Genomic DNA, 13,599 nt, shown 5'->3' on the forward strand with positions numbered 1-13,599 from the left:
TAAGAGGTTATACCGAATAAAAATGTAATTTTAGTTCTTTTAAAAATTTATTTATGGCAGATGCAATTGACCTCAAAATTATAAGCAGACTTCAGTTGAATTCCCGGGCTTCTTTTGTTGAAATTGGAAAGAATATCGGGCTTTCTCCTTCATCGGTGAGGGAAAGGGTACAAAGGCTGGAAGAAACCAGTGTGATCAAAGCCTATAAAGTGCAATTAAATTTTAGTAAGCTTGGTTACGGACTGGAAGTAATGATCATGCTCAAAATGTTCAGCGGGAAACTAAAGGAATTTAATAAACAGGTAAAGGATTTTCCTGAGATCAGGGAGTTATTTAGAATTACCGGGCCTCATAATATTTTTATGAAAGTGGTATTGAAAGACCAGTCCCATCTTCAGCAGTTTATAGATCGTCTTTTACTGTATGGTGAGCCTACCACGCACCTGATCTTATCAGATTTTAGCGATTCTGAATCCGGGATTTTTTAAATTAAGAATGAGCTGAATAAACAAACTGGTTTTATTAGAAATATAGATTTCAGCGATTATGGAACCTGGAACAAGACTATTGCTTTTTCAAGATATCCAGTTCTTTTGTTTTGATGACATATCCAATCCGGAGCATGTTCACATGTTCCCTGTAATTTATAAGACTCTCTGCATATCCATTGAACCATTCCAGCATAAAATATTGATTAGACATTTTAAAAGGTCGGTAAAAAATCCTTGCTCTATAAGCTCCCTGCCAGTTCCATTCCAAACCTTTTCTTAGCATTAGCTCTGCAGTAAGTTTCTTCGGAATAAAAACCTGTTCTACATTAATTTCTGCTGGGCCCAGGTAATCAAAAAGATCTGGGTTGCCATCTTTATATAAAAAAGGGATCCATGTTTCTACTGTGAATGTAGTTCTGGGACTTAACAACGTAGAATATTTTAGCCTTACACTATTCCAGCTTCGGGAAAAAATACTGTCACGCCCATTAGATTCATGAGCTAACATAAGTGAAGCAATTCCCGAGAGATGTTTCTCCTGGTTATATATAGGTTTGCCTAAACCAACAGCCGGATTGAAATTAAGCTCTTGAAACGGACTCGAATTTTCGTAAATATTCCAGAATGCCTTTTGGGTATACGTTAGAAAAAGATAGGTGTCCCCGGGTAACGAATTTCGGGTCATAAGCTGCTTAAAGCTTATCTGATATTTAGCATCTGCAGTAGTCTTGTTAATTTCTTGATTTAAAGGTATTCCCGAAATAAAATAATTGTCTTTATGTATCGAAAACGCAGAAGCCTCCTTAATGATGGAGTCTACACTTTTTTTCGTAATACCCTGGGCAAAAGAATTTGAAGATAAAAAAGTGAGGCCAATTAAAACAAATGAGGAGAATATCTTATTCATGCGAAATTTGAATTTTCAATTAATAAAAACGCATTCTTTCCAGGAGATCAACGCGCTTTTGGTATTACAACTAATCAATATTTTAGCCAGTCCATGGCACGATGTTCCTGGTCTAACGGAAAAGCTTTCACAGCAATCTTTTTAAAGATTTTACCTTCCAGTTCCGCAATATTGGCAACCCATTTCTCATCGGTTAAAATAGCATATTTTGTAACCTTATTTAAGGCGGAAAAATCTGCTTTTATACCAGAAAGTAATACATTGATGTCTTTATAAGCTTTAAAATTTTTAAGAATGGCCAATAGTTTAATTTCTTCTTTTTCTTCATTCTCAAAAATTTCATATAAAGCCTCAACACCAGCTTCGTCCGTACGTTCATCTATTACAAATCTGTAAATATGCGTGCCTGAAATTTTCTCGATCTCCATATTAGTGAGATGCTCTCTGGCTGTCACCGTATTATTTAGATCATCATCCAGCCACTCTATGGCTTCCGCTCTTTCATTAAGTTTAAAGCTTTTAATAGGCAAGTTGGGCGTAAACGCATTTCCTATAGGAAGCAAGGCTTCAAGCCAGGATTTATCTGTTAAGATCGCATATTTTTCAATGGCGTTAAATGCCTTTGCTTTTAACTTCAGGGTTTCGTTGAAAGCTTTGAAATTTTCAAATCCGGGAAAATCTTTATAGATACCTAAAATTTTTATTTTTTTAGTATTAGCTTTTGTTTCCAATAATTCAATAAAGTCATGCATTTCTGATTCAGAAATACCTCCTGAAATTTCAAAACTGTAGATGTCGTAATTCTTTATCTTTTTGAGATTGAGCATAGCTATTAAATTTTTAATTAATAATAATGGGAATGATTTTCCCCGCAAATATTACTTCGGTATTCCAGTTTATTTTGTGTCGTCATCCCCGCCGAAAAGACGCTTAAAAAACCCGTCGGTGGTGTCTTTTTTCCTTTCTTCCCTTAATTCTTTTCTAAGCCTTTTTTTCTCTTCTGAAGACAAATTTTCTTTTTGCTCTTTTGTAAGACCTTTTCTGCTTTCCTTCGCATCCTGAAAAGCATCTTTATATTCGATGCTTTCATCGGTTTCTCCTTTAAAAGCTTTAAACCAGCCATTTTTGAAAATACCGCCAATGGTTGGCCATACCCCGGCCTGAGGATTATTAAGATCTCCTTCAATAGGAACTTCAGTAGCAATAGTATCGGTTCCTTTATTCTTCAAAATGAATTTGAAGAAACTGGTAAAACCTTCCCAAAGGGTTTCTAAAAATCCATCCTCTTTTCCAATCATAGTGGTATTGGTTAGCATAGGTTTTAAATAACCTTTAAGATAACCATCGGCAATAGCGATTTCACTGAACAATTCAAATGTTCCGGATTCAAAGTCCAGCCCGGCATAATAACTTGTAAGATCGTTTAGCGCTTTTGCTTCAGATTTTTCTAAAGAAAGCGAAATATCCATATCAGGTATTTCCTGGAATAGATTCATATTCCCATCTAACTTCACGTTCCCGCCCCCAAAAGAAACGCCGGTTGCGTTGATAGGGGAGGGCAGTACACGTTGCCTTTCAATAACATTTCGTAAATTCTTTGCGGAAAGATTAAGCTCATTGATTTGAAGATCTATATTGGGTTCTGCCATAAGGCCTACCAGCGCTATTTTTCCATTGTAAACTTCGAAATGGTTTATTTCCAATGGCACAATATCCTTTAAAGCATTCGTCCAGTCATCTACACTGGCAGCTTCCTCGTTTGATGTAGTTTTCTGGTCTTCCAACACATAGATGACCTCCGGACTATTCATAGTAATTTCAGCAACAATAGCTCCATTAAAAAGAGCGTTCCATTCTACTGAAATATCGGTTTCCGGAAAATTCAGGAAAGGAATTTGGGTTTCTGCGTCTACCTTATTTAGGTACATGCCGTTAATTGTGTAGGCACCACGATAAAGGGAAATATCTATATCATCTACCTGGCCATAATAGCCCGGGATATCTGCCAATACCTTATTGATGTAGCCTTTTGCCCAGATAGGAAGATAAAGCCGCGCGCCAATGAGTAATAACAAGATAATAAGAGGGATTATGATCCTCTTTTTCTTTAAAATTGAACGTTTTTTCGAGTGCATTTTAAAAGTAATTATTGTTAATAACCCATAAAAACTAAAGGGCTATTTTTTATTTTTCTTACTGGCAAACGGATCTAAGGAAAAACCGATATTAAAATATCCCGTAGCATTTTGATCATTTTGATAAATATAATCCCCGGTTGGCTCCCCTTTTTCAGTTAAGCGATTGCTTATAAAATTAGTAAGTCCGCCTTTTGCAGTAGCTATGATAAGATCTGAAATTTTATATTCATAGATAAGCCCTGAGTTGATTTGTAACTGGCTGTATTCAAAAACTTCCGCGTAATTGGGAGCATCTACATTCACGTAAAAGCCATTTCCGCCAAAAGTACTCCCCAGGGAAAGCCTGCTGTTAGAATTAATATATCTTCTAAACAAAAGACGTTGAGGTAAAATAAAATCAAATTCCCATGGAGAATTTTTAAAGTTATGCTTATAAGTAAAGGTTGGAAAAAACGGAATTTGGGTAGTGGGATCTATAAAAGCAATAGCCCCAAGGGTGATGGTGGTTCTCTCAGTTCTTTTCATGATTAAAGAAGCACCTACGAGCCCTTTAAGACGTTCAAATCCCTGGTCATTTCCATCAACTATTACACTGGCATTATAGATTACGGGTTTGCCGAATAGCTGCGAAAAGTAAGTTCCGCTAACCGCACCCGAAAAATTATGAAAACCAACAATTCCAGGTTGTTCAAAAATGATCGCTTCTGAAGTATTTTCTAAATCCTGAAACTCAAACTCATTAAAAGTATAATTAGCTGAAGCGGTAAGCACCAATTTTTTGGTATAATAGAACGGAAGGTTTATAGATGCATCAAAAGTTTTCTGATTTTTAATTTCTCCCTCCTGAAAATCTTCATCAAATAATTCAGAATCAAAATCCCTGGAAAAGCTTTGTCCGTATTCAAAATTGAAAAGTCGGGTTCTGGGAAATTCGGCTTTTATCTGTTTGGAAGCTTCCTGTATAGGTCCGGAATCTTGTTCCTGTGAAAATAGTATCTGTGAAAGAGGCAGGATACACATTAAAAATAAGTACTTTGATTTAGTCATTTTTTTGATTGAGGGTTGAAAAATTAATTGAGAACTTGGTCTTTAAAAATCTGCGTATCCGTTTTTTGTCCTATAGTTGTTTCATCACCCTGTCCCGATAGCTATCGGGACAGGGTCTCAAGTAACTGTTTGGATTACCAGTGTTCTGAGATTCTGAAACGAATTCAGAATGGCGTTCTTTATCAATTTAGGTTCCTTTACGGATATATATTAAAAATTAAAAAAGTCGAATATTAGAAAAATGAGTGCTAATAGAAATGCTAACATACAATAGAGTTTATAGGCGTTTATTAGATTCAAAATAGGCCTGTAATTTTATCCCTAGATAAATAAGGAATAAAATCAATACAAGCCCCAGGGTTATGAGAGATGCATATACAATCGGGTCATTATCTATTATCAGCATCGGTAAATTGTTTTAATTGATCTTTCTTAAAAACGAGGGTGCGGTGTGGGAACGGAATTTCTATTCCTTCCGCATCAAAACGTTTTTTGATACTTTCATATAATTCGCATTTCATCACAAAAGCCGCGGCATAGTCCCAGGCCCAGGCCCAGGCTCTGATGGTTACCGAAGAATCACCGAGATTGGTAACCCGAACGATCACTAGCGGTACTCCGTTTCGGAGATCCTGATTTGAACGATTATCAAAAAGATTGGGATGAGCCTCACAGTCTTCTTTCATGATCTTTTTGGCCAGGTCTATATCGCTGTCGTAAGAAATTCCAATTTCAATCCACTGGCAGATCTTTTTCTCTTCCAGATCATAATTGGTCACTTTTTCTTTGTTGATGATCGCGTTTGGGATTACAATCATTTTATTCTGATAGTTCCTTATGATGGTATGCCGAAGGGTGATATCGGTTACGGTGCCTACGAGGGTGTCGGTAATTTTAATTACATCACCTACCCGAAAAGGCTTAAATGAAATAATAAAAACGCCGCCTACTAGATTGGCTAAGGCTTCCTGGGAGGCCACTCCAATGACTACCGCCAGAATGCCAGCTCCTCCAATAGCAGTTTGTGCAATTCCTCTTAATGCGGGAAAAGCCAGTGCGGCAAGGATAATTCCGAAGAAATAGACCGCAAATACACTTAAGTAACGTAAAAACTTATAGCTGGTGGGATCACCACCAGAGGCAGTAGTTCTTTTAATTGCCCGTGAGAACAAGGTTTCAACGATGCTTGCCCCAATAATGGTAAAAACCAGTACAAATCCCAGGTAAAGGATAAGTTCAAAATTTTTGGTAGCCACATCATATTTATCTTCAGAAATAAAAATAAAGCTTAACGCAGCAACCCCTAATATAATCCATAGGGTGTTAAGTACCCGTTTTATAAGATTAATAGTGGTAGGCTCTTCATTGGGATATTTTACTTTTGCTTTTTTTACAAGCCACCCATTTAATAATCTGGTAATAAGTAAAAGAATCAAAACGATGCCTATGACAACAAATGCATAAATAATTGCTGCTCGATAAGTATTCCAGAATTCAGTCATAATAAAATTTCTTAATTAATATTGAATTGATAAGATGGAGTAGAAACAGAACTATCCAGACATGTTAAAAATTGATTCTTGAGAGAAGGATGAATTTTAAAAACCACTTGTAAGTGTGATTTTGAAGTTAGCGCATCAATAAAGAGTAAAAGTCTTTCAAGATCTAATACAGAATAGGTTTCTGCAATCCGTACTTCCAGGGTTTGATCTTTACTTGGATCATAATAAAGCATATCAATTAATTTTAAATGTTCTCAAACCTTTCAGGAAAAACTATCAATGTTCAACCAAAAAACCTGAAAGGCCTGGAACAAGTTATTTATATACTAACTGTACAGAAGATTTTAAATTTCCTTTTCTCTTCTGAATTTAAATTTTCTTTATGCCTCATCGCAGCATTTAATGGGTGGTATGAATTTCTAATTGTGAAATTTCCCTGGCTCGATCTTTAGCCGTTTTTCGTTTAATTTCACCTTTCCAGATATCAATTACCACATACATTACAGGAACGATAATTACTGTGAAAATCAGGGAACTTGTTAAACCACCAATCAATACCATAGCAAGACCGTTTTTCCATTCTGCTCCTGCGCCAGAGGCGAAGGCGATAGGAATCATAGCGATTACCATCGCGAGTGTGGTCATTAAAATCGGGCGTAACCTCGAAAGACCTGCATTTACTATGGCTTCAACGCTTTCCATTCCTTCAGTTTTGAACTGATTTGCAGCATCTACAATTAATATTGCATTCTTAATTACCAGTCCTACCAGCATGATCAAACCTAAAAATGTAAATACACCTAAGCTTTCCTGAAATAAGGCAAGGATTAAAAATGCACCAATCATCGCCGTTGGAACTGAAAACATTACTACTAGCGGATAGGCATAACTTTCGTATAATGCTACCATGATCAAATAAACAAGCACGATAGACATTAATAAGGCCAATCCTAAACTGGCAAATGCCTCGGTCTGGCTTTCCAGGTCACCACCCATTTCAAACTCTACACCTTCCGGCATTTCCATTTCTTCTATGGTTGTTTGAACTTCGGTAGAGACTGTTCCTACCGGTCGCCCTACTACTTGTGCCCCTATGCTTACACTACTACGCTTATTATCACGCTCTAATCTTGAAGGACCTGTAGATTGCTCAATATCTGCGAATTGCTGAAGTTCTATTAGTTGCCCGCTACTGTTTAAAAATGTGACTTTTCTAATATCTTCTATATTCTGGCGATCAAACTGATCGAGTTTTATATTGATATCATATTCATTTTCACCATCACGGAATTTGTATTGGGTATTTCCTGCAAAAGCATTCTGCATGGTGTTCCCTACAGTATTCATAGTAAGGTCCAACGCAGCCATCTGGTCGCGATTTACTTCTATGGCGACCTCTGGATTTCCACCTTCTACTGAAAGTTCTACCTCGCGCGTACTGTTCACGCTTTCTATGGTTCTTTTTACCTCGTCGGCAGTTTCCATTAAGATATCTATATCATTTCCGGTGAGTACCACTTGTATGGGTCCGGCAGTACTACCACCCACCATTCCTACGGCAGCAGTTTTAAATTTTACACCGGGAATATTCTTGGTTAGTTTTATTTTTATATCTCTTGCAAATTGTTCCGAAGTAATAGTACGTTCATCTGGACTTATCATCTTGGCATTTATCTGTGCCAGGTTAGAGGAGTTTCCTCCACCTCCGGTTCCAGTTCCCACGGTGGAAAATACAGAGGAAACTACGTTATCTTGTAGTAGAATATCTTCTACCGCCAAAGCTGCAAGGTTAGTCTCTTCTATGGTGCTTTCCTTTGGAAGTTCTAACTCCACGATAAATTCACCATTATCACCATTCTTAACAAATTCACTTCCTATAAAACCAAAAACAAGCAATAGGAGGGAAGCAACCACTAAGCCTAATAAAGAGAAGGCCGTTACACGCTTTCTTGTAAGCGTCCATTGCAGTGCTTTCTTATAAAAATTATTTACTCCTTGCAGAAAATTTTCAAAAGCGATCAATGGCCTGTGTAATAATTTTTCTTTTCTAAGAGTAATAACTTCAGAAAAACGAGATGATAATAAAGGGGTTAGGGTAAAAGAAACCACCAGGGATATACCTGTTGCAAAAGCTACCACCACCGCAAACTGTTTCAGTAAATCTGCAATTAATCCGGTTACGAAGGTGATGGGTAGAAATACTGCAATTAATACTAATGTAATTGACATTACAGAAAGTCCAATTTTCTTCCAGCTCTCCATGGCAGCTTCCATACGGGATTTGCCTTTTTCCATTTCGGCGTGAATCTGTTCTAAGACTACAATACTATCATCCACCAGAATACCCACCACCAGGGATAGTCCTAATAGCGTCATTAAGTTAAGGGTATAACCCAATTGGCCCATCGCAATAAATGTGGCTACAATAGAAACCGGAATTGAAACCATTACGATAATAGAATCTTTCCAGCTTCTTAAAAAGAAAAGCATGATAATGGCTACTAATCCAACTGCAAGCAAAAGGTCAAATATCACCGCATCGGCAGCTTCCAGCGTAAAAACTGAGCTGTCCTGGGCTACGGCGATTTGCAGATTTTTGTCTGTATAATCGGCTTCGATGATGGCGATTTCAGCTTTTATATCTTCTGCAACCTGCACGGTGTTTCCATCACTTTGTTTAGAAATGGTCAACCCAATAGAGCTAATACCGTCAATACGGGAAATAGTTGCTACTTCTTTGGTAGTATCATAGACTTCAGCAATATCTTCTATTCGCACACTGGATCCGTCTCCGGTAGTGATCTCTAGCCCCTTAATGTCTTCAACATCTTTAAATTTACCGGAAAGTCTAACGGTTACCTGCTGCTTATCGTCTTTTATGTTCCCTGTTGGGAAATCAAGGTTCGCTGCACTAATGGCCTGGGTTACCTGTAGAATACTTAATCCATATCCCTTCAGTTTATCACGATCTACATTTACACGTATTTCACGCTCGTTTCCACCAATCACCTGTACCCGGGCTACACCTTCAATACGTGATAACTTTTCTTTGATATCATTTTCAACCAGGTCATTAAATTCATTCGCATCCATTTGGGAAGAAACACCCAAACGCATAATGGGCAGATCATCAAATGAAAATTGATCTACACTAGGTTGATCTACCTGATCTGGCAGCTGCCCCACAATATTATTTACTTTTCTTTGTGCATCCTGCAAAGCCTGGTCAACATCGGCATTATAGGTGAGTTCCACATTCACAATAGAGATTCCCTCCTGAGAAGTTGAGGTAATGCTTTTTACCCCTTCCAGCGCACTTACCGCATCTTCGATATTTGTGGTGACTGAATTTTCCACTTCGCTGGGCGATGCACCGGGATAAATGGTGCTAATCGATATTTGTGGCGAGGTGATTTTAGGCAGTAGTTCATAGCCGAGACCTACGTAGCTAACAATACCTAAAAGTGCAACAATAGTAAAGATAACTACAGCGAGGGTAGGCCTTTTTACGGATAGTTCTGTTATAGTCATCTTACTTGTTGTTGGTGATTTTTACTTTGGTTCCTTCGGTTAGGTTAATGATGCCTTTGGTTACGATTTGTTGCCCATTTTGCAATCCTTCAAGAACGATCACATCGCCATCAATGACGTTTCCAGTTTTAATTTTCTGAAGTGTTACCGTGCTATCTTTAACAACATACACTTGCGGATTTTGAAGACTTCCCACAATAGATCCTCTTGGGATCACCATTGCATTTTGCTCGTTGGTCTTTAAGGCGTCAAAATTAACTTCAGCAAAAAGTCCTGCACGTAACTGGTTGTCTTTAGTATTCTCTACTTCAATAATAATTTGAAATTTTCGGGAAGCATCTGCCTTTACACTTATAGTAGTCACTTTTCCTTTAAAAGTTTCCAATGGATACACATCCGTTTTAATAGATACTTCCTGACCTTCTTTAATTTTTGAAAGGTTGTCTTCGGCAATATTCACTTTTATTTTAAGTCTATCTACCTGTACAATTTCAGCAATTTCATTACCGGGCATTACAAAGCTGGTTTCTTCAACCATCAGGCTGTTTACAACCCCGTCTATAGGTGATTTCACTTCGGTAAAACTCAGTTGTTGATTGATTTGAGCGATATTGGCGCGGGCATTTTCTTTTTGAATACGAATATCTTCCAAAGCGCTTTGGGATACTGCTCCTACTTTTAGAAGACGTTCGTAACGTTCTACATCTTTCTGCGCTTTTGAGTAAGCCGAATTTGCACTGGCTAATTGAGAACTTAGAGAGACGGCATCAATTTTAGCAATGGTCTGGCCTTTTTTAATTTTATCTCCCTCTTCAAAACGCAGGTATTCTATACTTCCCTGTGATTCTGCGACCAATACTACTTCTTCCCATCCTTTAAATTCCCCAGTTGCAGTTAAACCGTTGGAAATAGTTTTTCCTCCTACTGTGGCTGTTTGAACCGGGATCGCAAATTCTTCTGGAACTGCAGATGCCGTTTCATTCATTTCTTTTTTATTACTGAAAAGCGTATAACCAATAATCCCTACTAAGGCGATAACTACGATGATTATGATATTTTTTGTTTTCATTATATAACTTTTTATGGAAAAAGGTTTTAGTTAGTTTGTTCTGGATTGGAAATTAATTGCGAAAGCTTTCCACTGGATTTTAATAAAGTAACTTCGGCTACCTTCGACTGTAGAAGGGCATTTAAGTAGTTGGATTGTGCTTGTCTCAAAGCAAATTCTGAATCCAGCAATTCAGTTAAGTTCGCCACGCCTTCATTATAAGAAGTTTTAATACCGTCATAATTCTCTTGGGCCAGTTCCATATTTCGCTGCTGACTCTCAATTTGTGAATTACTCAATAATAATTGTTCGCGGGCATCGCCATATTCTTTTTCTATATTTAATTGTAATGTTTCGCGGTCAAGTTCCAATTGTTCTGTAGCCAGTTCTTTTTGCTTTAAACGATTGCGTCGCTGGAAGCCGTCAAAAATTGGAATACTGGCTGAAATTCCCCAGGTACCGCTCCATTGTCCCTGATAAAGTGCCGGATCAAAATCCAGAAATTCATTGGCCTGGCCCAAATAATTATATCCAAAACTGGCGTTTAGCGTCGGTAGATATTCGGCCTTTATTAATTTCTGATCAATGATTGAAAGTTCAATAGATTTATCTAATTGTTGATATTCCAGATTGGCATCTAAGAATAATTCAGTTCCTAAAGGGTAAGGTTCCCTGTCTTCCAATTTTTCTTCCAGAACAACTTCTTTACTCATTGGTATATTAAGTAAAACCTTGAAAAGTCTCAGTTGCTGGTTTTTTCCGAATATAGCATCTTCTATCTGTGTTTTTAGATTAGAGCGATTTACTAGAAGTTGGTTGAGATCTAATTTTCTAATAATTCCTTCCTCGTATTTTGCTTCAGATAATTCTATAAGATTATCTGTGCGGTCGAAGTTTTGTTTTAACAGTTCTACTTCTTTTTGAAAAACCTGAATCTGGATATAGGTTTGGATGACATTTACAATGAGATCTTGTGTAGTTACCAGCGTTTGCAAATCTCGTAGTTCTGCCAGGGCAGAGGTGCTTTTAATAGAGTTGAATAATTTGAAATTAAGCAATTGTTGCTGGGCATTTATGCCGCCAGTATATTGATATCTATTTCCAAAAGCTACACCAATGGTAGTCCCCGGCTCGCCACCAAAAATTTCGGCAGGTAGTCGTTGCTCCTGTAGAGAAAAATTATCGGTAAAGCCGGCACTTCCATTTATTTGGGGTAAAGCTTGCCCTTTTACTTCAGCAATTTGAGCCTGAATAATTTCCTGATCTATCCGTGCAGCCTCAAGGTTATTATTATTTTCAATAGCAAAATTGATAGTCTCCTCAATAGTATTGAAAGTGATGGATTCTTGTGCCGCAACCATGTAAGTGGCGAATAACATGGAAAGTGTATAAATCCATTTTAAGTTTAATTTCATTTCTCCTAGTTAAAATATTAATAGTTAGTTCAGAATAAAAAGAACCAATTTGATTAAAAAAAAGTTATTCTTTTTCCCAGTTATCAATTATTCTGATACTCTCTTTCATGAAATAATCCATAAACTCAGTAAGTTCTTTCATACGATTATTAAACTCAGGATTTTCTTCGGAACGTACCTCCAGGATTTCTCTTACGACCTTATTATAATTTTCTAGACCTGCGATATCTTTCCGAAATTTCGTTTTCCATTGACCAAGTTTTGAAAAAAAGAAACGCTTGCGCTCTCCCATCTTCGTTTTATAGCCTATATGTTCCAGGGAAAGAAGACCGTTTATAGCATTGCTCACAGCACTTTTACTCAAACCCAGGGTATCACGAATCTCATCGAAGCTAAGTTCGGTTTTGTTAGAAACCGTTAAAAGTGCATTTACTCTGGCAGCGGCGGGGCTAAGACCCATATTTTCCTGAATCACTCCGTAGGCCTCCACCAGTTCCTTTTGTTTTTCTGATAATTTTACGTTACTCATTATGATGAAATCTGCCGCAAAGATAAAAGGTTTTTTTAGTTCTGCAAATAAAGAACTAAAATTTTATTATTTAACTTGCTTAAAAGAACCTTGGTGAATTTGTGTAGTTCAGTGCATCTCTAATGTCAAACCTTAGTACGATCTCATGAGATCCATCATTGTAGGTTCTTAATCTTGTGGTATCGGCATCATAGGAATATCCTATAAAAACCGAGTCGAAAATTTGAAAGCCTGCCAGTGCACTTACTGCCGAATTCAAACGATAGGAAGCTCCCAATGTGAACTTTTCAGAAAATAATAAATTCGCTGAAATATCTACCTGCAAAGGTGCACCATCTGTTACCTTTAGTAAATAGGCAGGTTTTAATTTGAGTTCCGGATTCAGATCAAAAACATAGCCACCCATAAAATAGGTATGAAAACGTTCCTTAGCCAGAAAAGTATCAGAATTCTCATTGTTTTTATAATGCTCTGTCTCTAACAGCTGTGGTACCGAAAAACCTACATAGAATTTATTGCTGTAATAATAGACTCCCGCGCCTATGTTTGGAGTGAATCTATTATCAATATTCTGATTAAAATCGGGATCATCGGGCCCGGTAAGTCTGGTAAAGTCAACATTCAGTAAATTTGCGCTGGCTTTCAAACCAAAAGCAAGAGCAGTATTTTCAAAATCTAGTGTATAAGAAAAATCGGCATTAATGATAGTTTCGCTGCTAGGTCCAATTTTATCTGAAATAACAGATCCTCCTAGTCCAACATTTTTTCCGATGCGGTCATTAATACTGAAAGAAAGGGTTTCGGGGGCGCCATCCAAGCCTACCCATTGCGACCTGTATACGCCCGATATTTTCAGAAAATCCTCCGATCCAACATAGGCTGGGTTAAACAGTGATGTATTATACATATACTGGGTATACTGTGCATCCTGTTGGGCATAACCACCCAGGCTTATGAAAATTAGTAATAAAAATGTATATTTTTTCATGTC

The 13,599-nt window shown here is 37.4% G+C and carries 12 protein-coding genes; 1 reads left to right on the forward strand and 11 read right to left on the reverse strand.

Going from position 1 to position 13,599, the window contains the following annotated elements:
• The first annotated feature begins 53 nt into the window (after positions 1-53).
• A complete protein-coding gene (locus GFO_RS00205) occupies positions 54-488 on the forward strand; it encodes an Lrp/AsnC family transcriptional regulator (RefSeq protein WP_011707971.1) in 435 nt (144 codons plus the stop codon).
• A 76-nt stretch (positions 489-564) separates the two neighbouring features.
• Here the strand turns inward: GFO_RS00205 and GFO_RS00210 are convergent, their stop codons facing one another.
• From GFO_RS00210 to GFO_RS17625, 11 genes are all read right to left on the reverse strand, one after another.
• Entirely contained in the window at positions 565-1,398 is an 834-nt protein-coding gene (locus GFO_RS00210) for a phospholipase A (RefSeq protein WP_011707972.1), read from the reverse strand.
• Positions 1,399-1,472: 74 nt separating this feature from the next.
• Positions 1,473-2,225, reverse strand: coding sequence for a SpoIIAA family protein (locus tag GFO_RS00215; protein WP_011707973.1), 753 nt, complete (start codon positions 2,223-2,225; stop codon positions 1,473-1,475).
• A gap of 69 nt (positions 2,226-2,294) precedes the next feature.
• Positions 2,295-3,533 carry a DUF748 domain-containing protein gene (locus GFO_RS00220; RefSeq protein WP_011707974.1) on the reverse strand — a complete coding sequence of 413 codons (1,239 nt, stop codon included), beginning with the start codon at positions 3,531-3,533 and terminating at the stop codon, positions 2,295-2,297.
• A 42-nt stretch (positions 3,534-3,575) separates the two neighbouring features.
• On the reverse strand, positions 3,576-4,583 hold the full coding sequence (locus tag GFO_RS00225; RefSeq protein WP_011707975.1) for a hypothetical protein: 1,008 nt from the start codon (positions 4,581-4,583) through the stop codon (positions 3,576-3,578).
• A 389-nt stretch (positions 4,584-4,972) separates the two neighbouring features.
• Complete coding sequence (locus GFO_RS00230; RefSeq protein WP_011707976.1) at positions 4,973-6,085, reverse strand: mechanosensitive ion channel family protein; 1,113 nt, start codon at positions 6,083-6,085, stop codon at positions 4,973-4,975.
• An 11-nt stretch (positions 6,086-6,096) separates the two neighbouring features.
• On the reverse strand, positions 6,097-6,318 hold the full coding sequence (locus tag GFO_RS00235) for a hypothetical protein (protein WP_011707977.1): 222 nt from the start codon (positions 6,316-6,318) through the stop codon (positions 6,097-6,099).
• A gap of 166 nt (positions 6,319-6,484) precedes the next feature.
• A complete protein-coding gene (locus tag GFO_RS00245; protein ID WP_011707978.1) occupies positions 6,485-9,616 on the reverse strand; it encodes an efflux RND transporter permease subunit in 3,132 nt (1,043 codons plus the stop codon).
• Position 9,617: 1 nt separating this feature from the next.
• Positions 9,618-10,685 carry an efflux RND transporter periplasmic adaptor subunit gene (locus tag GFO_RS00250; protein WP_011707979.1) on the reverse strand — a complete coding sequence of 356 codons (1,068 nt, stop codon included), beginning with the start codon at positions 10,683-10,685 and terminating at the stop codon, positions 9,618-9,620.
• Positions 10,686-10,711: 26 nt separating this feature from the next.
• Entirely contained in the window at positions 10,712-12,079 is a 1,368-nt protein-coding gene (locus tag GFO_RS00255) for a TolC family protein (RefSeq protein WP_011707980.1), read from the reverse strand.
• 64 nt (positions 12,080-12,143) lie between these two features.
• Entirely contained in the window at positions 12,144-12,608 is a 465-nt protein-coding gene (locus GFO_RS00260) for a GbsR/MarR family transcriptional regulator (protein WP_011707981.1), read from the reverse strand.
• 79 nt (positions 12,609-12,687) lie between these two features.
• Positions 12,688-13,596 (reverse strand): PorP/SprF family type IX secretion system membrane protein, encoded by a 909-nt coding sequence (locus GFO_RS17625; protein ID WP_011707982.1) that lies wholly within the window; start codon positions 13,594-13,596, stop codon positions 12,688-12,690.
• Positions 13,597-13,599 lie beyond the last annotated feature (3 nt).

The sequence above is a fragment of the Christiangramia forsetii KT0803 genome (assembly GCF_000060345.1).
In the GTDB taxonomy this organism is placed as follows: Bacteria; Bacteroidota; Bacteroidia; order Flavobacteriales; family Flavobacteriaceae; genus Christiangramia; species Christiangramia forsetii.